Raw genomic sequence first — 25,478 nt, 5'->3', positions numbered from 1 at the left:
TCTGGGTGGCGAACGGCCTTCGCAGCCGGGCCCGCGCAGGAAAGTGTGCCGATCATAGAGGCAGCCCCGAGGCGCGATCCAGCCTTGCCCGCCCGATCCGCCGGTTCGGCCGCATCCCGGGGTAGCCGACAGATCGTTTCTGCTCGCCCCTGGCACACCTTCTGGCCTCCCGCGACCGCGCGTGACGTTCTGTGACCTCCCGGGGTGTCGCCCCCTCACTCGACCGGGTCAGATAAACAGGGCGTAGTACCGCAAATCCCCACACTCTGGGTTGGGTGTCCCGCTTTCCCCATCCGGAGGTCGACTTGCCGCGTCCGCTGCCACCCGGGGGAGTGGAGAGACCACGCCTGCGTTCCGTCGGTGCGGCGCTCACCGCGCTCATCGCCATGGCCGCCACGTCACTCGTCGCGGGCCCCGCGATTTCCGCCCCCTACGGGGGGCCCTGCGCGCTGGAGCGCACGGCGGCCCATCACTCGGAGGGCCTCGACACCTGGAACAAGGCCTATCCGCGCCCGGTCAGGACCCTCAACGCGCTGATGGTCTTCCTCTCCTTCCCCGACGCCCGGCCGCTGACCACCCCCAAGGAGCTGGCGGCCGACTACTTCCCCGCCACCAGCAACTTCTACGACCGGGCCTCCTACGGGAAGTTCCACCTGGTCCCGCACCCGGAGCGCCACTGGCTCCGCATGCCGCACTCCTCGACCTCGTACGCCATAAAGCGTGACTGGGACGCCTCGCACCGCGGCGCCTATCTGCGCGACGCCGTCGCCACGGCGGACCCGAAGACCGACTTCAGCAAGTACGACGTCATCTACTTCGTCGCCGACCCCGACGCCCCCGGCGTCGACTCGGACGCCACGAAGGTGGTCAACTTCGACCAGCCGATGCGGGCCGACGGCAAGGACATCAAGCGCATCGTCACCGTCTTCGAGCAGCACCCGCCCGACCGCAACGTCCTGGCCCACGAGACGGGCCACGTCTTCGACCTGCCGGACCTCTACCACCGGCCGACCGACGGCAAGGGGGACTGGGACACGTATGTCGGTGACTGGGATGTCATGGGCAGTCAGTTCGGGCTCGCGCCCGACTTCTTCGGCTGGCACAAGTGGAAGCTGGGGTGGCTGGACCGGAAGCAGGTGGTGTGCGTGACGGGGACCGGCAGCCGGCAGCTCACCCTCGAACCCCTGACGTCCGCGCCCGCGCGGCCGGGCGCGGCACCCGGAACCAAGGTCGCGCCCTTCGGCACGGGCAACGGGACGAAGCTCGCCGTCGTGCGGACGGGAGCGGACAGCGCGATCGCCATGGAGGCCCGCAGCGCCGACGGCAACGACGCGGCGTCGTGCTCCGAGGGCATCCTCGTCTACCGGGTACGCAGCGAGACCGCCTCCGGCAGCGGCCCGGTCGAGGTGCTAGACGGACATCCCGACACGGATGCGTGCTGGGGCGACTCGGTCTATCCGGCGCTCGCGGACGCGCCGGTGCGGGTCGGGGAGACCTTCAGGGTGCCGGGCGAGAACGTACGGGTCGAGGTCGAGGGCCGCACGAAGTCGGGTTCATGGACGGTCAAGGTGAGCACGGGGTGAACGCCTCGGGTGGCGGCGGATCGCTGCACCGGAATGCGCGCCCCGCTCGGGCTGTCTGGGCGGGCCCCCGCCTATAGCGAAAGCCCCCCACGTGTGTGGAGGGCTTTTGCTTGTCTGTGCGCCGCCGGGGACTCGAACCCCGGACCCGCTGATGCTGTGTCTTCCCGGGGGATGACCCCCGGACCCCCAGCCGCTCTTGGGTTGTCGGGGTGGCCCCGTCTATAGCGAAAGCCCCCCACAAGTGTGGAGGGCTTTTGCTTGTCTGTGCGCCGCCAGGGACTCGAACCCCGGACCCGCTGATTAAGAGTCAGCTGCTCTAACCAACTGAGCTAGCGGCGCCTGCTGACGTCGTAGACCTTAGCATCCTGATCCGGGCCAGGAAAAATCGATATCCGCACCGAGGGTTTGGCGCTCGCGCGGGCCGCGCGGACGCAGGACCAGAGCAGTACCTCGGGGCCCGGCAGCCACGGGTGGAGGGTGTCGGGGGCGACCAACCAGCGCGAGTCGGCGGGCCGGCTCCCGGCCTGTTCTGTGCCCCCGGCCGGGGGCGGGACCGTCACGGCGTCACCGCTTCCGTGGCACAGCAGGGGCGGCACGGCGGGGCCCCATTCCTCCCACTCGAGGAGCGAGGGAAGCCGTTGGGCGGTGCCGGGGGCCGTGAACAGGAGCATGCGGCCGCGGTGCGCGGCGACGGGGCCGGAGCCGGGACCTTCCTCCCACAGCGCGTCCAGCATCCGGCGCCCGAACATCGACGGCACGTTCACCACGTCGAACGTCGTGCCGCAGGGCAGGACGACAGGGGCGTCAGGCCGTGACTCCCAGAACGCGAGGGTGCTGCGCGGATGCGTTCCCGCCGAGGCGAGCCACGCGGCGCCCTCCCGGGTGGCGCCCGCGATGTCGAATCGGTCGTACCGGGTCAGCTGACCGGTGCTGTTCTGGGAGTGTGTGGCGCTCATAGCACTTACGTCTACCGGGCGTGAGCGCACGACTTCTCAGGGTTGCCGGAAATCGGGACAGGAGGGGGCGGGGTGGAGTATCTTGCCCTCTTGGCATATGCCAGTCGATCTTTACGGGGGCGGTTGCTGCGCCCTCTCCGCTACGGCCGGTTCTCGGCCGGCCCGCGCATCAGGTCGCGGCCGAACTCGACCATCTTCTTCGCGTAGTCCTCCGTCCACTGCGCCTGCTCGGCGATCACCGCGGGCGTCAGGCGGTCGAAGCGGCGCGGGTCGGCGAGCTGGGCCGCCGCCAGGGCCTGGAACTCCACGGACCGGTCGGTCGCGGCCCGGAACGCGTGCGTCAGCTCCGTCGCGCGGGCGAGCAGCTCACGCGGGTCCTCGATCGCCTCCAGGTCGAAGAAGTGCTCCGGATCCGCGGCGGCCTCGGCCGGCTCGAAGAGCAGCGGGGCCGGACGCATCCGCCTCTCGGTGCGGGCCCGCTCGGGCTCGGCCATGATGTTCCTCCTCGTACGGTGTGCAGCCCCATGTCGCCGCAGGGGCCACCTTCTATTGTCCGCAGGCCCGCAAGAGCGCCCCGTTGTTCAAGGCGTCCACGCCACCCGGTGTTCCGCGAGGCGGGCGAGTACGGCGTGATGTGCCTCCCAGCCGTCCGGGAATTTCACCGTGACTCCCAGCTGGACCGGTTCCGTCGACGGATGGTCGTCCAGCAGGGCGGGGACGCCCGCGCGGCAGACCACGATGCACGCGTGGCGGTGGCGGGAGGCCAGGACGCACAGACGGCCCGTCTCCAGGTGGAACGCCGTCGCGTCCGGGCGGCCCGAGAGCGGGTGCAGGACGACCGTGACGTCGAACTCTCGGCCCTGCAGCCGGTTCGCCGTGTCCACGGTGACGTCCGTGACGCCGAGGTCCGCGAGCGCCGAGCGCACCGCCGCCGCCTGGTCGCGATGTGCCGTGCCGACCGCGATGCGGTCCGCCGTGAGGGGGGACGGGCCGGGGCCACGCTCCGAGACCGTGGCCCCGCCGCGGTCCAGCAGGCGCCGCACCACCTGGGCCAGGGCCCCTACGGCCTCGGGGTCGGTGCGGGGCGTGTGCCTGGCCGGGAGTTCGAGCAGGCCCCAGCCCGACTCCGCAGCCTCGTCGATCACGCGGTCCGGGCCCGAGCCGTCGGAGGCCACCTCGAACCCCAGGCTGCGGTCGCCGTGGTCCGTGCCGCTGCGGAACGGCGTGTACGGGTAGAAGGCGCCGGAGACCAGGGGCGCGGCGGACGCCGGGAGGCGCCAGGAGACCGGGAGCCGGTGCTGCGGCAGCTCGGGGTTGTGCGCCAGGAGCGTCGTCACGGCGGACGCCGACGGGTCGTACGACAGGCCCGCCCACTGCTCGGCCCCGACGATCGCGAACGGGTCCAGCTGCCCCGGGTCGCCCACGAACAGGGCCCGCTCGAACAGGCCCGCCACGGCGAGCAGCGCGTCCGAGCGCATCTGGTACGCCTCGTCGACGATGGCGTGCTGCCAGGGGTCGATGTCCTTGACGTGCGCCCACTTCGCGGCCGTCGAGATGACGACCGGGAGTGGGGCGAGGTCACCGGCCTTGGCCGACTTGCGCACGTTCGCCAGGTCGTCGAGCGCCTTGTCGTACGGGTCGGTGTCGCTGCTGTGCAGGCGTCCTACGGGCAGCTCGGGATTCTTCTCGGCGAGGCGCAGGACGAGGTCGTCGACCTGCGCGTTCGTCTGCGCGATGACCATCAACGGGCGCCCCGCCTCGGCCAGTTCGAGCGCGGCACGCACTACGAGCGTCGACTTCCCGGCGCCGGGCGGGGAGTCCACGACGGTGCCGCGGGCCGTGCCGTGCAGGGTGTCGCGGAGGATGGCGTCGGTGGCGCGGCCGGCCGCCGCCCCCGGGTCGAACGGGGTGTCGCCGCTCGTGCCGGAGCGGCCGAGCTGATGCGGTGCGGTCGTCACAGCAGATCCTCCGTGGTCACGGCGTCGGGCGCCTCAGGCATCGGCGCGCCCGAGCCGTCCGTGTGCGGCGGGCCGCCGTGCGTCCACGGCGTCTCCTCCGGGTCCGGCAGCTTCGGGCCGCCCCGCTGCTCGTGCTCGAAGAGCGTGAAGCACACCTGGTCGCCCTTCTCAGGGACGGATCCCGGCTCCGGCTCCTTGCCCCGGCCCATCTTGTCCAGGACGCGCAGGACGACGTCGCCCCCGGCGTCGTACGACACGAACTCCGCCGCCTGCGGCTTGCCGTCGAGCGAGCGGTACACCTTCGTGCGCTCGCCGAGATGCGGCATGTCGTCGGTGCGGACGGTGATCAGGGGGCGCGGCCGGTTCTTCTCGTTGTACGCCGGCACCGACTCGGTCACCTCGCCCGCGAAGGCCTCGCCGGTGAGCCGGCGGCCCGCCATGACCAGCGGGTCGTCGAGTGCCTCCTGCGCGTCCAGCCTGGCCTGCTCGCGCTCGCGCGTCGCCAGCTTGTTGGCCGCCGTCACCGCGTCGTCCCGGCGCGGCTGCGGCGGCTCGCCCGCGGCGACGCGGTCCCGGTGGGCGGTGAACGACCAGCGGTCACGCGTCCAGCGCTCCGCGGCGCGCGGCCCCTCGGGGAGCGTGCACAGCGCGTCCAGACCGCGCCACACCGCGTCCCACGTGGGCCGGGTCCGGCTCTCGACGAGCGCGTGGATGTCGCGTTCGGCCGCCGTCAGCGCGGCGAGTCGCGCGTCCGCCTCGATGCCGTCCTCGGCGGCGACCAGCAGTGTGCGGGCCTTGTCGTAGCGCTCGATCGCGGGTGCAAGGAGCTTGTTGTCGAACGCCGGGTCGGTGGCCGGGCCCGCGGGCGGGCAGACGAGCTGACCGTCCTTGTCCCGGGCGAGCTCGGCGCGGAGCGCGGCCTCGGCGCCCGACGAGTCCTGCGGGGCCTCGATCCAGGCGAGCAGCGCGCCCAGGTGCTGGTCCTCCAGGGTGGACTGGCCCGTCGCCCAGTGCCGGGACAGCAGGTCCGTCATGGCGAGCAGGAGCGCGGAACCGGGAACTCGGGCCCGCTCCCCGAAGTGCGTCAGCCAGCGGCCCAGGAGCGGCACGTGCGGCGGGGCGGGATACGGCGCCTCCGGTTCCTGCTCGGCGGTGCGGCGAAAGCGCATCGAGCGCCCGAGGAGCCGTACGAACTCGATGCCGGAGCGGCTCGGCAGGATCAGCTGCGGAGCGTCCGCGCACAGCTCGACCTCCACCTTGACCCGCTTGCCGGTCGTGGGGTCGGTCTCGGCGCGCTCGGCGGCCTCGACGTCGGCCGCGAACCCGTCGACGTACGGCAGGACGATCCCGGCCAGCTCGGCGAGGAACGCGAAGCGCAGGTCCCGGTCGCGGGGCTGCGGCACCACGAGGAGCCGGGGCGAGGTGCGCTCCGTGCCGACGAGCGCGCCGAGCGGGGCGCCCGCCTCGCCCGCGGTGATGAGCGGGACCAGGACGAGGGGGCGCTGCGACAGATGGCGGTGCCGCACGGTCGCGACCGGCTGGGCGCGCCCGCTCTGCACGGCTTCCAGGCGGGCCAGATCGGTGATCAGTGGCATGCCGGCGCCGCCTCTCCGCGCACACCGAGCGCCTCGGCCCGCAGCCGGGCCGCCCGGCGCAGGGCGGCGACCGCAGGGTCCCGCGGGTCTCCGGAGTGGCCGTGGGCCGCCGAGAGGACCTCGTCGACCGTGGTCAGAGCGCCCAGCTCGGCCCGGAGGCCGCGGCCGAGCGAGGTGACCGCGCCCTCCTCACGGGCCCGGTCACGGCAGTGGAACGCCAGCTCGCACGCGGCCAGGCACTCAGGCGCGTACGCCGCCGGAACCGACTCGACCGCTTCCGTCAGCTCGTCCGCGGGGCGCGTGACGTCGAAACACGTGCCCGCGGGCAGCGCGTCCGCGATGTCCTCGATGCGGGTCAGCCGCTCCAGCTGCCGCCGCGTCACCGACAGCTGCTTGCGTACGTCGACGGCGGATGCCGTCGGAAGGTTGCTGAAGTCCTTGGGACAGACGAGCAGGATCCGGTGCCTGACCTCGGGCGCCGGGTCCAGGTGCCCGGCGACCCGTTCCAGCGCCAGCACGTATACGGCGGCCTGGCGGGCGGCGGCGCCGACCTTCGCCGCGTCCGCGCCGCCGTCGATCATCGGGAAGGACTTGATCTCGACGACCGTCCACGTCCCGTCGGGGTGCACGACCACCGCGTCCGGTTCGAGGAAGGCCGGGGTGCCCGCGACGTCGAGCGCGAGCATCGGGTGCTCCAGGAAGGTCCAGGCGCCGGAGCGGGCCGCGTCCGCCGTCGCCTCGCGCAGCGCGAGCGCCGTACGGGCCGTGCGGCCCTCGGGTCCGACCGCCGTCAGATCCGGCGTACGGGCCTCACCCGGCACCGGCTCGGGCCCGCCGCCCATGCGCTCGTGCACGAGCCGGAGCAGCTCCGCGCCACCGTCGGCCTTGACCTTTGCCTCGAACGCGTTCCCCCGCGTCAACGCGAACTGCGACTGGCCGAATCCGGACGGAGCCCCGAGCGCGTCCGCGAGCCGCGCCTTGTCGACGCCCGCCCCGTCGAGCAGCGCGCGCCGCCGGCACCCGGGATTCGCAGCGAGCGCCGCCAGCGCCCGCGCGTCGAGCGCCCGTGGCGCTATGTCGGCGCCACGCAGCTCAGCGAGCAGCTGCCGCAGCGCCGTCCCCCGCGTCGGAGGAGCGGGCACCCGGGCCGCCGCCCGGTCCTGCACTGACCTTGCGCTGTCGGGGAATTCGCTCACCCGCCGAAGTCTGGCACTCCCCAGTGACAATTGAGGACGCCGCGGTGGAGGCGGGGGCGGGAGAGGTGCGGCGGGGCCGCAGGGGGCCGGCCTTCGGCGCGCTGCGCACCCGCGCCCGTACGAGGTCCGCGGCCCGCGTCACGCGCAGGCTCACCAGGAAGCCGAGGCCCATGACGGCCACCCCGGCGAGCGCGTCGAAGAAGTAGTGGTTCGCGGTGCCCATCACCACGAAGGTGGTGATCAGCGGGTAGGCGATGCCGGCCGCCCTGACCAGCGGCGTACGGCCGTGGCGCCACAGCATGACCCCGCACCACACCGCCCAGCCGACGTGCAGGCTGGGCATCGCCGCGTACTGGTTGGTCATGCCGCCGAGCCCGCGCGGCGCGCTCGCCTGGCCGCCCCACCAGCCCCACGAGCTGTACTGGGCCATGGTGTCGACGAAGCCGTGGCCCGGGGATAGCAGGCGCGGCGGGCAGGTCGGTACGAGGGTGAAGCCGATCAGACCGATCAGGGTGGACGTCATCAGCCAGGTCCGGGCGGCGCGGAAGTGGACGGCGCGGCTGCGGAAGAGCCAGATCAGGATGCCTGGGGTGACGAGGTAGTGCAGTGAGGCGTACCAGAAGTCGGCGGGGACACCGATCCATGCCTCGGCGGTGAAGAGACGATTCAGCGGATGTTCGAGGTTGAGATGGAGTGCCTTCTCGGCCCGGAGTATCGCAAGGCCGTGGTCCACGGCGCTCGACACCTTCCCGCCCACCATGAGCCGGCCCGCCGAATAGGCGGCGTACACCAGCAGTATCAGCGGCAGTTCGGTCCACCAGCGCAGCCGGTCGCCCCCTGTCGCCGCAGTGGGCGGTGCCTCGGTCTGCGACATCCGGCCGCTCCCCCTTAACTCCGTGTACGGCGGCCCGTGGCCATGTGGCTCACTTTACGGTGTATGTGTCCGTCTGGAAGGGGCGCCTCCGACCCACGAAGACGCAACGATCGCCCGGTGGGTTGCCTGAATCCCGGGTGAGCGATGATGGAACGAGCGGGCGCGCCTGGCCTGACTTGTCGGTACATGGCAGCCCTTTTCACCCGCCCTCGGAAAGGTCACCCATGGCACCGCGCATCCTGTTGGCCCGGCATGGACAGACGGAATGGTCACTGTCCGGGCGGCACACCGGCAGGACCGACATCCCCCTGCTCGAAGAGGGACGGCGCGGCGCGAAGCTGCTCGGTGAGCGTCTGCACCGGGCGCCCCTCGACGGACTCCCCGGGGCCGAGGTGCGCACCAGCCCGCTCTCCCGCGCGCGCGAGACCTGCGACCTGGCCGGCTTCGGCGACCGGGCCACCGAGTGGGACACGCTCATGGAATGGGACTACGGCGCCTACGAGGGCCTGACCCCCGCCCAGATCCAGGAGCGGCGCCCCGGCTGGTTCATCTGGCGCGACGGCGTCCCCGAGGGCGAGACCTTGGAGCAGATGACCGCGCGTGCGGACGAGGTCGTCGCCTGGGCCAGATCCGAGAACCGCGACGCCCTGGTGTTCGCGCACGGCCACATGCTGCGCTCGATCGGCGCGCGCTGGCTCGGTCTCCCGCTGGACTTCGCGGCCCGCATCCGCCTCAACCCGACGTCTCTGTCGGTCCTCGGCTGGGCCTACGGGGAACCGGCGATCGAGTCGTGGAACGACATCGGCCACCTCGCGGGCCACGAGGGATAGGGGATGGCGGCGCCGCCGGCGGGGCTCACACCGTGCGCGGCGCCGACGCGTGCTGCTCCAGGAACGCCGAGACGCCCGACGCCCTGCGGTGCGGAAGGAGCACGCGCGCGGTGGTCGCCAGCATCGACTGGATGCGCGACGACTGGACCTCGGTCAGCAGATGCAGAACGCGCATCCCCGCGGACGCGGCCTCGTCGGGCTGGCCGGCGCGCGCCAGATCGTCGGCCAGTTCCGCCGTGTACAGGGCGATGTTCCGGGTGAAGTGCGGGTCCTGGAGGGCGGCTGCGCGGCGCGCGTGCCGGGCGGCGCGGGTCCAGTCGCCGAGCGCCGAGTAGCACTGCGCCTCCAGGCCCTCCAGCTCGGCCTCGCCGTAGAACGTCATCCACTCCGGGTCGCCGTCCGACTCCCCGCGCGCGAAGAGGGCCTGCGCCCGGGCCAGCGCCCGCTCACACCCCGTACGGTCCCCGAGTCCCGCCCAGCCGCCGGCCTCGCGCAGCGCGATCAGCGAGAGCAGCCGCGGCGACGCCAGCCGGCCCGCGACGCGCGTGGCCGCCTGCGCCGCCCGCACCGCCTCCCTCGGCCGCCCCGCGTCCCGCGCCAGGAACGCCGTGTTGCAGAACGCGTGCGCCTCAAGGGCCGGGTCGCCCGCCACGCGCGCGGTGGCCAGCGCCTCCGCGTAGTGCGAGCGCGCGTCGTCGAAGCGACCCGAATCGTGCGCCAACCAGCCGACCGAGATGGCGAGTTCACCCGCCCCGGCCTGGAGCCGCTCGGCCGTGCCGGGCGCCGCCGTCCCCGCGTCGAGCAGCGCGAACGCCGTACGCAACGGGGCCGCGGCCCTCTTGTAGAGCCCGTCGGCGCCGTGCCGGTCGTCGAGCAGCCGGATCCGGCGGATGGCCTCCTCGACCGCGCCGACACCGGCCTCGGGCGCCGCACGCCCGCCGTGGCCCGCGGCAGTTGACTTCGCCGCACGGGTTGCCGTGCTGTCGGCTGCGATGCCGAAGGGCGCCAGGGAGGCGATGGCCACGGTGGCCGTCCCTCCGGTCATGAATGCGCGACGCCGCACGTCGCTCTCCTCGTCGTGGTGCGGGAACTCGAACTCGGTGTGCACGAGGGGGGCGGGCTCCGCGGGGCGCGACGCCCGGCCGCGGACGGCCGAGCGGGGCGCGAACCCCAGATCCGTGAGCGAGCGGCCGGGGAACATGTGCAGGAACACCCGCTCGTACGCGTAGTTGGGGCAGCGGATCTCGCCGGCCTCCACCCGCCCGATGTAGCGCGCGTCGCAGCTGACCCGCTCGCCGATCTCCCGGGCGGCCCGGCGCACCGCGGCCGCGAACTCGCCCGGGGAGCGCTGCCCTCGCAGCCGCCTGAAGGCGAGATTCGGCCGCGGGGACTGCGCTGACGATGCCACCGGTGACGGCGTCATGATCGGGCCCTCTCGTGCGAACCGTGCCGGATCACCGGGGAGTTGGGTCTCTGGGAGCCCTGGTGCAACCCCTGTTCCGACGGGGCACGAAGGTACCTGCTGTAACGACTCCGACACACAGTGTTTGGCTACAAAACGGATATCTCCCCCCGCATCCGCCATGAAGTGCCATCCTTTGCGGCGGCGTGCTGCCGTAGCTGTTGACGCTTACGGGCGTTGAACCTTGCGGGGCCGGAGCGGTCGTTCCGGTCGTGCAACCCGTACGCGAGAGCGAGGAGGGGCTGACGTGTTGGAAGCATCACTTTCGACGGCGCGGCACCGGCCGACCCAGGATCACAGTGCGCCACCCCGTGACAGCGTGTCGTGCGACGTGGTGACCGTCCCGGCCCGGCAGGGCCTCGAAGCGGTCGACATCCTGCGCCGCGGCGCCACCGAGGCCGTCGGTCCGGTCCTGCACGACGGGGACTGCGACACCCTCGGCTTCCTCGTGCCGTCCGGCACCGCCGACGGCTGGGACGTCCCCGGCAGCGCCTGCACCCACACCCCCGCGTCGCCCTCGCAGGGGCGCGGCCCCAGCGCGGGGCCCCTGCCGCCCGCCCCTGTCGAGGGCGGCGGCTGGCTGCTCCCGCCCGGCGAGGCCGAACTCGTCACCGATCCGGCGGTCCTGCGGGCGGCGCTCGACGAGGCGGCCCGCATGATCGAGGCCGCGGACAACTGCCGCTGAGGCCCGGCACCAGGCCTCGGCGGTCCAGGTCTCGGCGGTCCACTCCTCAGCGGTCCAGGCCTCAGTGGTCCGTGGCTCCGTGGCCGCTGGGCCGACTCGTCGCTGCCCGTCGATAATGGACGGATGGCAAGGTCAAGGGCAAAGAACAAGCAGGCCGGAGCGGCCCGTGGCGGCCGGGAGGCCGTCGTCGAGGCCGTCGACGGCGGGCTCGCCGAGCTGATACCCGACCGGGACCGGCCGCGCGCCTGGACGCTGCTCGTGGACGGTGCCCCGCAGTCGCACGTCGACCTCGACGATCCCGCGTACCTCGAATTCGAGTACCAGCGCAGGATCGGCCACGTCATCGACCTCGCCGTGGACAAGGGCCGCCCCGTCCACGCCGTGCACCTGGGAGGCGGCGCCTTCACCCTCGCCCGCTACATCGCCGCGACCCGCCCCCGCTCCACCCAGCAAGTGGTCGAACGCGACGAGGTGCTCGTCCAACTGGTGCGCCGCGAACTGCCGTTGGACCCCGGTGCCCGGATCCGCGTCCGCGCCGCCGACGCCCGCGAGGGTCTCGCGAAACTCCCCGACGGCTGGGCCGACCTCCTGATAGCCGACGTGTTCAGCGGAGCGCGTACGCCCGCGCACCTCACCAGCACCGAGTTCCTCACCGAGGTCCGCCGCGTGGTCAAGCCCGGCGGATGCTACGTCGCCAACCTCGCCGACGGGCCGCCCCTCGCGCATCTGCGTGGCCAGATCGCCACCGCCGCGGCCGTCTTCCCGGAGCTCGCCCTCGTCGCCGACCCCGCCGTCCTGCGCGGCAAGCGCTTCGGCAACGCCGTACTGGTCGCCTCCGACCGGGTGCTGCCGGTCGCCGAGCTGACCCGGCGCGCGGCGAGCGATCCGCATCCTGCCCGCGTCGAACACGGCAAGGCCCTCTCGGACTTCACCGGGGGAGCCGCTGCCGTCAGCGACTCCGGCGCCGTTGCCTCGCCTGCTCCTCCGCCGTCCGTTTTCCGGTGACGGGTTCGGTGACGGGTTCGGTGACGGGGGGCTGAGGGGGCGTTCTGTTTCGGGGAGGGCGGGGTGGGGCGGGGTGGCCCTTCGTGCGGGTGGTCAGTAATTCCCTACTTCGACGCGCGGTGCATGGTCGTGCCACGTGCAGAACACCGAGACCTTGTCCGTGCCCGAGGTGAACTCCACCCTGATCCACGTCGAGTCCTTCCACACCTGCACCGACCAGCCGGCCGCGGGTGTCGCCGAGACCAGCGTCGCGGCGTCCTTGCCGAGGTCGAACACCGCACGGCCACCGTCCGTCGTGTAGCCCTTCACCGTGCCGGACGCCGACGGCGACGCGGGCGACTTGGCGGGGGTGCTCGGTTTCGCCGGGCGGCTCGACGACGGCGTGGCCGAGGAGGGGGAGTATGACGGCTTCTCCGCGTCCGAGCGGGACGGCGACGCCGGTGGCGAGGGCTCCGGGCGGTGCGTGGACGAGGACCGCGCCTCCACCGCTCCCGCGGCGATCGGCACCGCGCGCGGCGGGTCGTACGCCGTGCCCGCCATCACCGTGTGCACGCCCCACCACGACAGCGTGACGGCCGCGCCCGTGGCCAGCAGCCAGGCCGCCGTGTGAACAAGTCCTCTGCGCATGGGGTGCATCGCGGCCATACTGCCGCACCCGCCCCACCCGTGTCCCGGGGGGACCGGGGTTGCCCCGGACCTGCACGGAAGGAGGACCGGGGTCCCCCGTATGGCGTACGGTGCCGCCCATGGCAAGTGTGCTCGTGGTCGAGGACGACCAGTTCGTGCGCTCAGCCCTCATCCGGCACCTGACCGAGGCCTCCCACACCGTACGGAGCGTCGGCACGGCCCTGGAGGCGCTGCGCGAGGTCGCCCATTTCCGTTTCGACGTCGTGATTCTCGACCTCGGTCTGCCCGATCTGGACGGATCCGAGGCATTGAAGATGCTGCGCGGCATCACCGACGTACCCGTGATCATCGCCACGGCCCGCGACGACGAGACCGAGATCGTCCGGCTCCTCAACGACGGCGCCGACGACTACCTCACCAAGCCGTTCTCGCCCGAGCACCTGTCCGCCCGCATGGCCGCCGTGCTGCGCCGCGCGCGCTCCAGCGCCGCCGCCGAGCCGCCCTCGCGCCTCCTCCAGGTCGGCGGCCTCGCGATAGACCCGCTGCGGCGCCAGGCCGAGCTGGACGGAGCGCGGCTCGATCTCACCCGGCGCGAGTTCGACCTGCTCACCTTCCTCGCGGGCCGGCCCGGCGTCGTCGTACCCCGCAAGGAACTCCTCGCCGAGGTGTGGCAGCAGTCGTACGGGGACGATCAGACCATCGACGTCCATCTGTCGTGGCTGCGCAGGAAATTGGGCGAAACGGCCGCCCGGCCGCGCTATCTGCACACCCTGCGGGGCGTCGGCGTGAAGCTGGAGCCGCCGCAGCCGGAGGGCGGGCCGGCATGAGGTGGGCGCTGGTCAAGGTGTGCCTCGCCGTCACCGCCATGGTGGTGGTCGCTTTCGCGGTTCCTCTCGGCCTCGTCATCAAGGAGATGGCCCGGGACCGTGCCTTCTCCAACGCCGAGCGGACCGCCGCCGCGATCGGGCCCACCCTCTCCATCACAACCGACCGTGACGAACTGACCCGCGCCGTGGCGTCCACCGAGGCCGGCGCCGACGGCCGTATGGCCGTGTACATCCCGGCCGCGGGGGGCGCCCCGGCGATCCAGGTCGGCACGTCGCGCGCCGGTGGCGAGCACGTCGGCCTCCGGCAGGCCACCGTCGCCGATGTGCCGGGCGGGTCGGTGTGGCTCCAGCCCATCGCCGTCAGCTCCGGCATCGCCGTCGTCGAAGTGTTCGTACCGGAGTCCGAGGTCACCAACGGCGTCGCCACCGCCTGGCTCGTCCTCGCCGGGGTCGGCATCGCCCTCGTCATAGGGTCCGTGGCCGTCGCTGACCGGCTCGGCGTACGCATGGTGCAGCCCGCCAGGCGCCTCGTCCACGCCGCGCACGACCTGGGCGAGGGGAAGCTCGGGGCCCGCGTGCCGGAGGATGGGCCCACGGAACTCCGGCTCGCCGCCGTCGCCTTCAACTCCATGGCCGATCAGGTCGTTCAGCTCCTCGCCAACGAGCGGGAGCTGGCTGCCGATCTCTCCCATCGGCTGCGTACGCCCCTCACCGTTCTGCGGCTCAACGCCGTCTCGCTGGGGGAGGGCGCCGCCGCCGAGCAGACCCGCGCCGCCGTCGAGCAGCTGGAGCGTGAGGTCGACACCATCATCCGCACCGCCCGCGACGCCAAGCCGCAGACCGCCGCAGCCGGGCCCGGTGCCGGGTGTGATGCCGCCGAGGTCATCCGTGAGCGCATGGACTTCTGGTCCGCGCTCGCCGAGGACGAGGGGCGCAAGGTGCGCGTCGCCGGGGTCGATCGGCCGGTGCGCATCCCCGTGGCGCGGGGGGAGCTGGCCGCCGCGCTCGACGCGCTCCTCGGGAATGTCTTCCGGCACACCCCTGAAGGCACCGCCTTCGCGGTCGACGTGCACAGCGGTGAGGACGCCGTGATCGTGCTCGTCTCCGATGCGGGGCCGGGGATCCTCGACCCGGACGCCGCGATGGCCCGTGGGCGGGGGTCCGGCAGCGACGGGTCCACCGGGCTCGGGCTCGACATCGTCCGGCGGCTCGCCGAGTCGACCGGGGGCGATGTGCGGATCGGGTCCTCCGTGCTCGGGGGGACCGAGGTGCGGATCTGGGTGCAGCTGGACGGGCGGGGGCCCGCCGAGGGGCGGCGCGGGCACCGCAGCGCGGTACGGCGCCGACGCCGCACCTCGTCACCCGGTGCCGCTGTGTAGTCGGGTAGGACCTCATCGTTTCGGGATTGGTCTCTACCTTTAATCCGCTCCGATGGGTTCCTTAAGCCCTCCATAAGAACCTCAACCGCCGGTGATGGTGCCCCATTTGCCGGGTTCCGGATCGCTAGCGTGCTGCCGCACCCCCACCCCCGTACAGCTAAGGCAGGCACGCGATGAGCAGCACGCACCGGCGCAGGGTCAGCGGCAGGAACAAGGCGATAGGCGGGCTCGTCGCCGCGGCCGTCGTGGGCGGCGGCGCCTTTCTGTTCTCCGGTACGGCGCAGGCCGCGGGCGTCGGCGCCGCGTACGCCAAGACCAGTGAGTGGTCCGGCGGGTACACCGCCCAGTACGTCGTCAAGAACGACACGGACAAGGCCCGGTCGGACTGGACGCTGGAGTTCGATCTGCCGTCCGGCACCAAGCTCGGCTCCCTGTGGAACGCCGAGTCGTCGGTGTCCGGCTCGCACGTCACCGTGAAGCCCGCCTCCTGGGACAAGGAAGGCATCGCCGCCGGCAAGTCCGTGACCGTCGGGTTCGTCGTCACCGGCGACGCCGATCCGGCCGGGTGTCTCATCGACGGTGCCAAGTGCTCCGTCGACGACGGCGCGACCCCCGAGCCGAGCGGCCGTCCCACCGAGTCCGCCACGCCCACCCCCACCCCCAGCGCCTCCGCGCCGTCGACAGCCGAGCCGACCGGGACCGCCACGTCGACGGGCTCCCCGGCCCCTTCGTCGTCCTCGTCCTCCGGTACGGGTTCCGGCTCCGCCGCCGCGGGCGGCTTCGCCCCTTACGTCGATACCTCCCTTTACCCGAAGTTCGACCTGGTCGCCTCCTCCAAGGCCACCGGCGTCAAGGAGTACAACCTCGCCTTCATCACCTCCGGCGGCTCCTGCACCCCGAAGTGGGGCGGCGTCACCGACCTCGGCAGCGACGAAGTCGCCGCGCAGATCGGTGACTTGAGGGCCGCGGGCGGCGACGTCCGGGTCTCCTTCGGCGGCGCCTCCGGCACCGAGCTGGCGCAGGCCTGCTCCTCGGCCTCCGACCTGGCGGCGGCGTACCAGAAGGCCATCGACCAGTTCAAGCTCACCAAGGTCGACTTCGACGTCGAGGGCGGCGCCCTGCCGGACACGGCCGCCAACACCAAGCGCGCCCAGGCCATCGCCACGCTGCAGAAGAACAACCCGAACCTGAACGTCTCCTTCACGCTCCCCGTGATGCCCGAAGGGCTCACCTCGGACGGCGTGAACTTCCTGAAGAACGCCAAGTCCAACGGCGTCTCGGCCGACCTCGTCAACATCATGGCGATGGACTACGGGGCCTCGTACAGCGGTGACATGGGCACCTATGCCGAGCAGGCCGCCACCGCCACCCAGGCTCAGATCAAGAGCGCGCTCGGGCTGTCCGACGCCGCCGCCTGGAAGGCTGTCGCGGTCACCCCGATGATTGGCGTCAACGACGTCTCGACCGAGGTCTTCAAGGTCGACGACGCCACGCAGCTGGTCGCCTTCGCCAAGGAAAAGGGCCTGGGCGGTCTCTCGATGTGGTCCGCCACCCGCGACAAGGCGTGTGAGGGCGGGACGTCCAACTCGGCCCAGCCCACCTGTTCCTCGATCGAGCAGGCGGCCAACGCCTTCCAGAAGGCCTTCGCCTCCTTCAAGTAGCCCCCCGCGGGAAGCCGCGCGCCCCGGCCGGATCTTTGTCCCCCCACTCGGCCGGGGCGCGCTTTTGTCTATCGGTTCGTTCTGGGTTCCCTGTCGTTCCGCCGGTTCGTTCTGGGTTCCTTGTCGTTCCGCCGGTTCGTTTCCGGGTGCGCCGCCGTTTTTTCGCCGGGTCTGTTGTCAGGTGCGGGGCCGTGGGGGCATGCACGTGCTCGCTGTTCTACGGGTCCCCGCTGCCCAGCCAAATTGCCTGTACGTGGTGCTGGTGGCTCCGCGCGCGCATGCCCCCACGGCCCCTCCCGTTTCGTACGCGGCTGACCGCCGGTTCTAGGGCCTCTCGGTTTGGGTCATGCCGGACTCGGGGGGTCTGGCACGCCCATCTGCCGCGTTGTCGTCAATCACCGACTCCCCCAAGCTCTCGGCTTCGCTCGAGCAGGGGGGACCCCCATCGTGTCGCCTCAATCCTCCGCCTTGCAGCTGCACGCACCAGACCCCGCTCCCTGACCCGGCCTGATCCAAACGAAAGTCCCTAGTTCCCCGGAGGGGGCGGGAGCTCGTTCGTCCGTGACGCTTGTGCGTACCAGTGCGCGCTCGACTTCGGCGTACGTTTCTGGGTCGCGTAGTCCACGTGGACCGCCCCGAAGCGCTTCTCGTAGCCGTACGCCCACTCGAAGTTGTCCATCAGCGACCAGAGGTAGTAGCCGCGGACGTCCGCTCCGTCCTTGATCGCGCGGTGTACGGCGGACAGGTGGCCGTGGAGGTACGCGATGCGCTCCGGGTCGTGGACCCGGCCCTCGGGGTCCGGCTTGTCGTCGTACGCCGCGCCGTTCTCCGTGATGTACAGCGGCAGGCCCGGCGCCTCCCTGGTGTAGCGCATGATCAGGTCGTGCAGGCCCGTCGGGTCGATGCTCCAGCCCATCTCCGTGCGCTCGCCCGGGGACTGGTGGAAGGCGATGTCGTCCGCTCCCGGCCAGGGCGAGTGATCGCTCGCGCCGTGGCCGTCGGAACGCGTCGTAGGCGCTGACGGGGCCGAGGAGACCAGGGACGGGGTGTAGTAGTTCAGGCCCAGAGCGTCCAGGGGCTGGTGGATCGTCGCCAGGTCCGGGGTCTGGACGAAGGACCAGTCCGTGATGCGTGCGGTGTCCGTGATCAGGTCCGCCGGGTACTCCCCGTGCAGCATCGGGCCGTGGAACACGCCGTTGGCCAGGTTGTCGATGCGTCGGCGGGCGTCGTCGTCGGCGGCGCTGGTAGGCGAAAGGGGCCTGACTGTGGAGGAGTTGAGGCTTACCGCTACTTCTGCTCGGGCCGGCAGCGTCCGGCGCAGGGCCTGCGTCGCCAGGCCGTGGGCCAGGTTGAGGTGGTGTGCCGCGCGCAGTGCTGCCGCCGGCTCCGTCCTGCCCGGGGCGTGCACGCCCGAGCCATAGCCCAGGAACGCACTGCACCAGGGCTCGTTGAGCGTGATCCACAGGTCTACGCGGTCGCCCAGCGCCTCGCCGACCATGCCCGCGTACTCCGCGAAGCGGTACGCCGTGTCGCGGGCCGGCCAGCCGCCCGCGTCCTCCAGTTCCTGCGGCAGGTCCCAGTGGTAGAGCGTCAGGGCCGGCTTGATGCCCTTCGTGAGGAGTTCGTCCGTCAGGCGCCGGTAGAAGTCAAGACCCCGCTGGACCGCCGGCCCCCGGCCCGTGGGCTGCACCCTCGGCCACGAGACCGAGAAGCGGTACGTGCCCAGGTCCAGGTCCTTCATGAGCGCCACGTCGTCCTGGTAGCGGTGGTAGTGGTCCACCGCCACGTCGCCCGTGTCACCGCCCGCCGTCCTGCCCGGCGTATGGCTGAACGTGTCCCAGATCGACGGCGTCCGGCCGTCCTCCCGCACCGCCCCCTCGATCTGGTACGCCGATGTCGCCGCTCCCCAGAGGAAGCCCGGCGGGAAGGTGGGGGTCGATGTGGAGGTGGGGGTGGGGGTGGGGTCTGTCGTGGGTGTAATGGGCTTGGGCATGGAAGCGCTCCCATGAGTAGGAAGTTGTGGGGTGGGGCCGCCGCTTGCGGCGGCCCCCGAAGTTCAGCCCTTTACCGCGCCCTGCATGATGCCGCCCACGATCTGCTTGCCGAACAGCAGGAACGCGATCAGTAGCGGCAGCGTGCCCAGCAGGGCTCCGGCCATGATCACCGAGTCGTCCGGGATGTAGCCGGTGCCCAGTTGGTTGAGGGCTACCTGGACCGTCGGGTTCTCTCCGTTGAGCGCGATGATCGGCCACAGGAAGTCGTTCCACGCCATCACGAACGTCAGCAGCCCCAGCACCGCCATCGCCGGGCGCGCGGCCGGGAAGACCACGTGCCAGACGACCCGCAGACTGCTCGCCCCGTCGACCCGGGCGGCCTCGATGAGTTCGGTGGGCAGTGCCTGGACCAGGTACTGGCGCATGAAGAACGTACCGAAGGCGCTGACCAGCGTCGGCAGGATGACGGTCTGCAGATGGTTCGCCCAGCCCAGGTCCGTCATCCACAAGTAGAGCGGGACCACGGCCAGTTGGGGCGGGACCATCATCGTGCCGATGGTCATCAAAAGCAGCGTCGTGGAGAACCGGAAGCGCAGTTTCGCGAAGGCGAAACCGGCGAGCGTGGAGAACAGGACCGTGCCGATGGTGATGGTGCCTGCCACCAGGATCGTGTTGAACATCGCCGTGCCCATACCGGCTTGGTTCCACGCCGTTTCCAGGTTCTTGAACAGGTTGCCGCCGAACCAGAAGGGCGGTGGTGTCTGCGCGAGGCGGGCGTTGGTGCGTGAGGCCGCGATCGCCGTCCAGAGCAGGGGGGCCAGGGACAGGGCGGCGAACAGGGTGAGGATCACGTAGGTGAGGGGCCCCGCGTGCAGTTGTCTGCCCGCGCCCGTCATGCGCGTCCGGCGCCGGCCCCCGGTGTCCCCCTGTTTCGTAACCTGAGGGAGCGTCACATCAGTGGTGGTCATCGGGACTTCCTCAGCCGTCGGGTGATCAGCAGGTTGACCGCGGCGACGATCAGGAGGATCAGGAACATCGACCAGGCGATGGCGGACGCCTTGCCGAGGTTGCCGATGATCCAGCCCTGGTCGTACATGTACAGGCCGAGGGTCTGGTACTGGTGCTCCGAGCCGCCCTTGGTGCCGCTGACACCGCCGAACAGCAGGGGCTCGCCGAAGAGCTGTGTCGCGCCGATCGTGGAGACGACCACGGTGAACAGGATCGTCGGGCGCAGCATCGGAACCGTCACGTGCCGGAACTGCTGCCAGCGGCTGGCGCCGTCCAGGGCCGCCGACTCGTAGAGGTCCGCCGGGATGGCCTGCATCGCCGCCAGGTAGATCAGCGAGTTGTACCCCGTCCACCGCCAGATCACGATGGAGGAGACGGCGAGCTGTGAACCCCAGTCGGACTCCCGCCAGTTGACCGGGCCGAGGCCGATGGTGTCGAGCAGCCAGTTGATCATCCCGCTGTCCGGTGCGAACAGCAGGACGAAGACGAGCGTCGCCGCCGCCACCGACGTGGCGTACGGGGTGAGCATGACGACGCGCCACACGGTCGAGCCGCGCAGCCGGTAGTGGAGCATGTGCGCCAGCCAGATCGCCGCGATCAGCTGGGGCACCGTCGAGATCAGGCCGATGGTGAACGTGTTCTTCAGGGCGTTCCAGAAGAAGTCCGAGGCGAACAGGTTCTTGTAGTTGTCGAGGCCTGCCCAGGTCTGCGTGTCCAGCGAGGAGAGCTGGACGTGGTGCAGCGAGTACCACGCGGTGTAGAGCAGCGGTACGAGGGAGAAGGTGCCGAAGATGATGAAGAAGGGGGAGACGAACGCGTACGGCGACGCCTTCATGTCCCAGCGGTACAGCCGGCTGCGCCAGGAGCCGGACTTACGGGCGTCCCGCGCCGCGCCCGGCTCCTGAGAGCCGGGCGCGGCGTCGGCACTCGGCGCGGACTGCGCGAGAACCTCGTCGGAACTGGTCACTGGCCGAGCACGTCCTTGACCTCCTTGGTCGCGGCGTCCCAGCCCTGCTTCGGGGACTTGCCCTTCTGCTCGACCTGGAGGATGCCGACGTCGGTGATCGCGGTGCCGATCGGCTGGTCCTTGACGCCGAAGACCTGGACCGGGATGGTCTTCGCCGAGTCGGAGAAGATCTGCGTCAGGGGCGCGTTCGAGAAGAACGTCGTGGTCGCCGCCTGCGGTTTCAGACTGTCGTACGCCTTCGGCGTGGACGGGAAGCTGGCCTGCTTGGCGAAGACCTTGGCCTGCTGCTCGGGCTCGGTCAGCCACTTCGCCAGGGCGATGGCCTCCTTCTGGTGCTTGCTCGCCGTCGGCACTCCGATGAACGAGCCGCCCCAGTTGGCCGCGGTCGGCGCGGCCGCCACGTCCCACTTGCCCTTGCCGGCGTCACCGGACTTCTCCTGGATGTAGCCGAGCATCCACGCGGGGCAGGCCACCGTCGCGAAGGTGCCGTTGGCGAAGCCCTGGTTCCAGGTCTGGTCGAACTGCTTCAGCTTGGCCGACATGTTGCTGGTCGCCACCTCCATGGCGGCGTTCCAGGACTTCTTCACCCCCGTGGACTTGTCCCAGATGACGCTGCCGTCCTTGTCGTAGTACCGCTGCTTCTCGCCGCCGAGCGCCGCGTTGTACACGGAGGATGCGGAGTCCACGTACTTGGTGTTGCCCGGTGCCTTCTTCATGTACTGCTTGCCGAGGTCGACGTACTTGCTCCAGTCGCCCTTCCACTGCGCGGCGAGCTTGGTGCGGTCGGTCTCCAGACCGGCCTTCTCGAAGAGGTCCTTGCGGTAGCAGATCGCCATCGGTCCGACATCGGTGCCGAGCCCGATGAGCTTGCCGTCCTTCGTGGTGGCCTGGGCGTTCTTCCAGTCCAGCCACTGCGACTTGTCGACCTCCTTGCCGAGGTCGACGAACTTGTCGGCCTGCGTCTGGACGGCCTCCGTGATGTTGCCGACCTCGATGGCCTGGACGTCGTCGGTGCCGGATCCGGCCTGCAGCCTGGTGAGGGTCTTCGGCCAGTAGACGTCGGTGCGGGTGGTGACGTTCTCCTTGATCGTGATGTTCGGGTGCAGCTTCATGTACTCGTCGTAGAGCCCGGCCTGCTTGTAGCCGAAGACGCCGAAGGTGCCGATCGTGACCGTGGTTCCGCCCTTGCCCCCGGAACCCCCGCTCGAACCGCCGTCGGATCCTGCGTCGTCATCGCTCGCGCACCCGGCGAGCAGCCCTGTGGCCAGGGCGGCGACGACCGCGAAGGTCATCGCGCGTCGGGACTTACGGGCAGTCGTGCGCATTGCATCCTCCAAAGAACTCACTTGCTCTGAAGTGCCAACCCCGGCCAACTGCCTTGCTGGACCCGTTCGTTCACGTACGGCTCGGGCGGGGGACGTGCGGCTTCTGTATACGTCCAGTAGGGTGGGAGCGCTCCCACCAGTGATGTGTTGAAGAGTCGTCGCTCGGCCCTGGGGTGTCAAGATGCCCGGCAGTGACAAGTTGGCGCGGTTATCGGGCTGTTAGATTCCGCGTGAGACCTGGGGAGGTAGGAGTCATGGCGGCTCGCGGCACTCACGGCAGACGTCCGACCCTGGAGGAGGTTGCCGCCCGCGCGGGTGTGGGCCGGGGCACGGTCTCCCGGGTGATCAACGGCTCGCCCCGGGTGAGCGACGCGACCCGCGCCACGGTCGAGGCGGCCGTCGCCGAGCTCGGCTACGTACCGAACACCGCGGCCCGCGCCCTCGCGGCCAACCGCACCGACGCCATCGCCCTCGTCGTGCCCGAGCCGGAGACACGTTTCTTCGCCGAGCCCTACTTCTCCGACATGCTGCGCGGCGTCGGTGCCCAGCTCGCCGAGACCGAGATGCAGCTCCTGCTGATCTTCGCGGGCAACGACCGGGAGCGGCAGCGCCTCGCCCAGTACCTCGCGGCGCACCGCGTCGACGGCGTCCTGCTGGTGTCCGTCCACGCCGACGACCCCCTGCCCGATCTGCTCAGCCAGCTGGGAATCCCCGCCGTCATCAGCGGCCGCCGCTCCGCCGCGGAGACGCTGCCCTCGGTGGACTCCGACAATTTCGCGGGCGCGCACTCGGCCGTCGGACACCTCCTGGGCCGCGGCCGCACGACCATCGCCACGATCACGGGCCGGCTCGACGTGTACGGCGCCCAGCGCCGCGTCGACGGCTACCGCGCTGCCCTCGAGGCGGCCGGCCGCGAGGTGGACGAGCGGCTCATCGTGCCGGGGGACTTCACCGAGGAGGGCGGCCGGCGCGCGATGGGGGAGCTCCTGGAGCGCTGTCCCGAGGTGGACGCGGTGTTCGCCGGGTCCGACGTGATGGCGGCGGGCGCCCGGCAGGTGCTGCGCGAGACGGGACGCCGCATCCCCGACGACGTCGCCCTGGTCGGCTACGACGACTCGGCCATCGCCCGGCACATGGACCCGCCCCTGACGAGCGTCCGCCAGCCCATCGAGGAGATGGGCCGCGCCATGATCGACCTGCTCCTCGCCGAGATCGCCGACCCCCGCCCGCCCGCGTCCCGCGCACTCGAACCCCACCAACTGGTCCTGCCGAACGAACTGGTGGAGCGGGCTTCGTCGTGAACGAAGCGCTCCCTCTCCCGCCTTCGGACGGGAGAGGGAGCGCTTCGTTCGGGGCCCGTGCCTACCGGCGGCGCCTCAAGGCAGGGCGGATCTTGCCTGGCCTACCAGTAGTGCCGCCTGCCTCCGACCGCGTGTCCCAGGGAGCCGAGAAGGAAGAAGATGGCTCCGATGGCGACGAGGATGATGCCGATCGTCCACAAGATCGCGATGTTCGCGACGAAACCGATGATGAGCAAGATAACGCCTAGGATGATCATGATCACGCCCCTTGGCTTCCCATTCCTCGTTCAGCTCTTTCCGCCCGGTCGGGCTCCGCAGTCGTTCAAGTCGTGAGCAGGCGGTTGAAGAACGACCGATAGTGGCGCAGGGCCATGCGCAGGCCTTCGGTGTCCACCTGCTCGCCCCGGCTCCACTGTTCTTCGAGCTCCTTTTTGCGCTCGGCGAACGTCGCGGCCAGGGTCTGCATGACGTCCGCGACCAAGGCGTCAGCGGAGTGCACGGCCTCGCGCGGATCGTCCACGAACTTGCTCTGGGTCTCTTCCCAGCGCGAGCGGAAGCCTTCCTCGTCCTCTGTGCTGAGGAGCCGGGTGACTTCCTCCTCGGCCGGTACGCCTTTTCCGGTCTCCTCCCTGCCGGTCTCCTCCCTGCCGGTCTCGTCGGTCTCGTCGTGTTCGTTCGACGGAATGGGGGTGCTCTCGCCGGGAAATGCAGGAGCCTCGGTCCGGGTTTCTGCAGTTTCGTCCTGTGACCGGTCGGAACGGTCGGAGGTCTGGGCGAGATCCTCCGTCGACAGTCCGCTCGATCGGTCGGATGTGCGGTCGCTCTCCATGTCTGCTCCGTCCCTGGCCGCACGGGCGGCCCGCATCCAACGATGGTGAGTTCGGTCAGGCGCGGGCGTGCCGGGCTTGGCCGCCGTCGGAGAGCAACTCGTCGAACAGGGCGCGGTAGTGCACCATGGCGCCCCGTAGCTGCTCGGTGGTCGCGCTGTGCTCAGCGCTGCGTGCGTCGATTTCGTGGGCCGCGCGGTAGTGCTCCAGCGTGCGCCCGTGTTCGACGGAGAGGTCCTTGACCTGTTGCTCGAAGCCCTCGGTGGGATAGCCGCGCTCGTGCATCAGGGAGGTCACCAGGTGGTCCGCGTCGTGCACCGCGTCCTCGGGCCGGTCCACGAACTCTTGCTGGACATGGTTCCAGTCCCGGCTGTACCGGTCTCGGGCGCCACTGTCCAAGGGCTTGATGTCAAGCGAGTCGTGGTGCTTCTCGCGTGCCCTGAGCTCCTGTTCGCCGGCCTTGCGACTGTCGGCGTCCTCGACCGTCCGCTCGTACTCCGGGCCGAAACGCTCGCGCAGACGGCGACGGCGGGCAATGAGGAAGCCCGCCACTGCGATCAGTGCAAGCACGACCACGACGGGGATGATGATCGCCAGAAGTGTCCCAGTCGACATCAGACCGAACCTCTCCCTCGATACGCCATTTGCGCCTATTTTAGCTTTTTGTCTTAATGTGCGCGAAAGGTGCGTTGGGGTGTGGCGATGGGGCGGAGGGTGTCGCCCTTGGTCGCGGCGTACGACGACGTGCGGCCCGGCGGCCAGGCGTAGTAGGTGCGGATCGGAGCGGGCGCGTGGCCAATATCTGGCCAGGGGGGCCGGTCCGTGTGGCTCAGGCCCAACACTTCGGCGCGCCCCCTCTTGGGGTAATGCCCGTTGGAAAGCATTATTCGAACGTATGTTTCATTCGGGGCAGCCGCCCGCACTTCTCACCATTGAGCGGCCGCCCCGTCCCGCCGCCGGTCACCTCCAAGCACCCGGCCGCGGGAGTCTTCAATCGGCCTGCGTTTCCCGAGGGAGCGGCGCGGCCAACTCGTGCCGACGCGAACGCCGTTGCGGAACTCGCCGCTGTAGACGTGCCGGTGCTCGTCATAGTGGCCGGCCGGCAGGGTGCACCGCGGCGCGCCCTCGAGCTGTCGGATGAAGCAGATGATGGGGCTGAGTCCCCTGGAGAGCTCATCGCGCGCCGCGTCGATGGCTGTGTCCCGGGCGTGCAAGTCACGCGTGCGCGGGGTGATGCTGTCCATCTGTGCCTGGACCTTGGGCGGCAACCGTCGGATCTCGGACCGTAGTTCCAGGCTGAGCTGCTCCCTGGCCCTGGGGCCCGGACGGTCCTGGTACGCCGAGAAGGCGTCCGCCAGGAGGGCGGGGATTCTGTCCGGAGCGTCGAGAGCACGGGGCTGGGCAGTGGGCATGGCGCC

The 25,478-nt window shown here is 71.0% G+C and carries 24 protein-coding genes and 1 tRNA gene; 8 read left to right on the top strand and 17 right to left on the bottom strand.

From position 1 onward, the window contains the following. The first annotated feature begins 275 nt into the window (after positions 1–275). Positions 276–1,583, top strand: a complete 1,308-nt coding sequence (locus AC07EJ_RS18830; protein ID WP_389477096.1) for a M6 family metalloprotease domain-containing protein — start codon at positions 276–278, stop codon at positions 1,581–1,583. A gap of 265 nt (positions 1,584–1,848) precedes the next feature. On the opposite strand, the gene AC07EJ_RS18825 is transcribed toward AC07EJ_RS18830, so the two are convergent. From AC07EJ_RS18825 to AC07EJ_RS18795, 7 genes are all read right to left on the bottom strand, one after another. Further along, positions 1,849–1,922 (bottom strand) — tRNA-Lys (locus AC07EJ_RS18825). Then, positions 1,913–2,539 (bottom strand): bifunctional DNA primase/polymerase, encoded by a 627-nt coding sequence (locus tag AC07EJ_RS18820; RefSeq protein ID WP_389477098.1) that lies wholly within the window; start codon positions 2,537–2,539, stop codon positions 1,913–1,915. Before AC07EJ_RS18820 ends, AC07EJ_RS18825 begins: the two co-directional genes overlap by 10 nt. Positions 2,540–2,679: 140 nt before the next feature. Beyond that, on the bottom strand, positions 2,680–3,033 hold the full coding sequence (locus AC07EJ_RS18815) for a hypothetical protein (protein ID WP_389477100.1): 354 nt from the start codon (positions 3,031–3,033) through the stop codon (positions 2,680–2,682). An 87-nt stretch (positions 3,034–3,120) separates the two neighbouring features. After that, a complete protein-coding gene (locus tag AC07EJ_RS18810; RefSeq protein ID WP_478884557.1) occupies positions 3,121–4,497 on the bottom strand; it encodes an AAA domain-containing protein in 1,377 nt (458 codons plus the stop codon). Then, complete coding sequence (locus AC07EJ_RS18805; RefSeq protein WP_478884556.1) at positions 4,494–6,092, bottom strand: hypothetical protein; 1,599 nt, start codon at positions 6,090–6,092, stop codon at positions 4,494–4,496. Before AC07EJ_RS18805 ends, AC07EJ_RS18810 begins: the two co-directional genes overlap by 4 nt. Beyond that, positions 6,083–7,234 carry a hypothetical protein gene (locus AC07EJ_RS18800; protein WP_389477106.1) on the bottom strand — a complete coding sequence of 384 codons (1,152 nt, stop codon included), beginning with the start codon at positions 7,232–7,234 and terminating at the stop codon, positions 6,083–6,085. The genes AC07EJ_RS18805 and AC07EJ_RS18800 overlap by 10 nt, the downstream gene beginning before the upstream one ends. Then, the gene (locus AC07EJ_RS18795; RefSeq protein WP_389477108.1) at positions 7,185–8,162 is read right to left on the bottom strand and encodes a phosphatase PAP2 family protein; all 978 of its coding nucleotides are present in this window, start codon (positions 8,160–8,162) and stop codon (positions 7,185–7,187) included. Before AC07EJ_RS18795 ends, AC07EJ_RS18800 begins: the two co-directional genes overlap by 50 nt. Positions 8,163–8,386: 224 nt before the next feature. Between AC07EJ_RS18795 and AC07EJ_RS18790 the strand changes: the two genes are divergently transcribed. Beyond that, a complete protein-coding gene (locus AC07EJ_RS18790) occupies positions 8,387–8,992 on the top strand; it encodes a histidine phosphatase family protein (RefSeq protein WP_393582122.1) in 606 nt (201 codons plus the stop codon). Positions 8,993–9,017: 25 nt separating this feature from the next. Here AC07EJ_RS18790 and AC07EJ_RS18785 read toward each other — a convergent pair whose 3' ends face one another. Next, complete coding sequence (locus tag AC07EJ_RS18785) at positions 9,018–10,415, bottom strand: tetratricopeptide repeat protein (protein WP_478884555.1); 1,398 nt, start codon at positions 10,413–10,415, stop codon at positions 9,018–9,020. Positions 10,416–10,701: 286 nt separating this feature from the next. Here AC07EJ_RS18785 and AC07EJ_RS18780 point away from each other — a divergent pair, with 286 nt between their 5' ends. Both AC07EJ_RS18780 and AC07EJ_RS18775 read left to right on the top strand, forming a co-directional pair. Next, positions 10,702–11,139 (top strand): hypothetical protein, encoded by a 438-nt coding sequence (locus tag AC07EJ_RS18780; RefSeq protein ID WP_393582121.1) that lies wholly within the window; start codon positions 10,702–10,704, stop codon positions 11,137–11,139. Between the two features lie 123 nt (positions 11,140–11,262). Further along, positions 11,263–12,144, top strand: coding sequence for a spermidine synthase (locus AC07EJ_RS18775; RefSeq protein WP_478884554.1), 882 nt, complete (start codon positions 11,263–11,265; stop codon positions 12,142–12,144). Between the two features lie 93 nt (positions 12,145–12,237). On the opposite strand, the gene AC07EJ_RS18770 is transcribed toward AC07EJ_RS18775, so the two are convergent. Continuing rightward, the gene (locus AC07EJ_RS18770; RefSeq protein ID WP_478884553.1) at positions 12,238–12,771 is read right to left on the bottom strand and encodes a hypothetical protein; all 534 of its coding nucleotides are present in this window, start codon (positions 12,769–12,771) and stop codon (positions 12,238–12,240) included. Between the two features lie 119 nt (positions 12,772–12,890). Here AC07EJ_RS18770 and AC07EJ_RS18765 point away from each other — a divergent pair, with 119 nt between their 5' ends. From AC07EJ_RS18765 to AC07EJ_RS18755, 3 genes are all read left to right on the top strand, one after another. Beyond that, on the top strand, positions 12,891–13,598 hold the full coding sequence (locus tag AC07EJ_RS18765) for a response regulator transcription factor (protein ID WP_389477120.1): 708 nt from the start codon (positions 12,891–12,893) through the stop codon (positions 13,596–13,598). Next, positions 13,595–14,977 (top strand): sensor histidine kinase, encoded by a 1,383-nt coding sequence (locus AC07EJ_RS18760; RefSeq protein WP_389477122.1) that lies wholly within the window; start codon positions 13,595–13,597, stop codon positions 14,975–14,977. The genes AC07EJ_RS18765 and AC07EJ_RS18760 overlap by 4 nt, the downstream gene beginning before the upstream one ends. Before the next feature lie 173 nt (positions 14,978–15,150). Beyond that, positions 15,151–16,638 carry a glycoside hydrolase family 18 protein gene (locus AC07EJ_RS18755; RefSeq protein ID WP_389477124.1) on the top strand — a complete coding sequence of 496 codons (1,488 nt, stop codon included), beginning with the start codon at positions 15,151–15,153 and terminating at the stop codon, positions 16,636–16,638. Positions 16,639–17,164: 526 nt separating this feature from the next. Here the strand turns inward: AC07EJ_RS18755 and AC07EJ_RS18750 are convergent. From AC07EJ_RS18750 to AC07EJ_RS18735, 4 genes are all read right to left on the bottom strand, one after another. Next, entirely contained in the window at positions 17,165–18,631 is a 1,467-nt protein-coding gene (locus AC07EJ_RS18750; RefSeq protein ID WP_478884552.1) for a GH1 family beta-glucosidase, read from the bottom strand. A gap of 63 nt (positions 18,632–18,694) precedes the next feature. Continuing rightward, a complete protein-coding gene (locus AC07EJ_RS18745; RefSeq protein WP_478884551.1) occupies positions 18,695–19,600 on the bottom strand; it encodes a carbohydrate ABC transporter permease in 906 nt (301 codons plus the stop codon). Beyond that, a complete protein-coding gene (locus tag AC07EJ_RS18740) occupies positions 19,597–20,607 on the bottom strand; it encodes a carbohydrate ABC transporter permease (protein WP_389477130.1) in 1,011 nt (336 codons plus the stop codon). Before AC07EJ_RS18740 ends, AC07EJ_RS18745 begins: the two co-directional genes overlap by 4 nt. Continuing rightward, positions 20,604–21,932, bottom strand: coding sequence for an ABC transporter substrate-binding protein (locus tag AC07EJ_RS18735; protein ID WP_389477132.1), 1,329 nt, complete (start codon positions 21,930–21,932; stop codon positions 20,604–20,606). Before AC07EJ_RS18735 ends, AC07EJ_RS18740 begins: the two co-directional genes overlap by 4 nt. A 254-nt stretch (positions 21,933–22,186) precedes the next feature. On the opposite strand from AC07EJ_RS18735, the gene AC07EJ_RS18730 reads away from it, so the two are divergent. Continuing rightward, positions 22,187–23,233, top strand: coding sequence for a LacI family DNA-binding transcriptional regulator (locus AC07EJ_RS18730; RefSeq protein WP_389477134.1), 1,047 nt, complete (start codon positions 22,187–22,189; stop codon positions 23,231–23,233). Positions 23,234–23,334: 101 nt separating this feature from the next. Here AC07EJ_RS18730 and AC07EJ_RS18725 read toward each other — a convergent pair whose 3' ends face one another. From AC07EJ_RS18725 to AC07EJ_RS18710, 4 genes are all read right to left on the bottom strand, one after another. Beyond that, positions 23,335–23,490, bottom strand: coding sequence for a DUF6131 family protein (locus AC07EJ_RS18725; protein WP_389477136.1), 156 nt, complete (start codon positions 23,488–23,490; stop codon positions 23,335–23,337). Between the two features lie 65 nt (positions 23,491–23,555). After that, positions 23,556–24,062, bottom strand: coding sequence for a hypothetical protein (locus tag AC07EJ_RS18720; RefSeq protein ID WP_478884550.1), 507 nt, complete (start codon positions 24,060–24,062; stop codon positions 23,556–23,558). Between the two features lie 55 nt (positions 24,063–24,117). Further along, on the bottom strand, positions 24,118–24,675 hold the full coding sequence (locus AC07EJ_RS18715) for a hypothetical protein (RefSeq protein ID WP_389477140.1): 558 nt from the start codon (positions 24,673–24,675) through the stop codon (positions 24,118–24,120). A gap of 311 nt (positions 24,676–24,986) precedes the next feature. Further along, the gene (locus AC07EJ_RS18710; RefSeq protein ID WP_478884549.1) at positions 24,987–25,472 is read right to left on the bottom strand and encodes a hypothetical protein; all 486 of its coding nucleotides are present in this window, start codon (positions 25,470–25,472) and stop codon (positions 24,987–24,989) included. Between the last annotated feature and the right edge of the window lie 6 nt (positions 25,473–25,478).

Source organism: Streptomyces sp. NPDC045026, from assembly GCF_056432625.1.
Note: the sequence above shows the minus strand (reverse complement) of the source record. Positions and strands in the feature narration are given on the sequence as shown.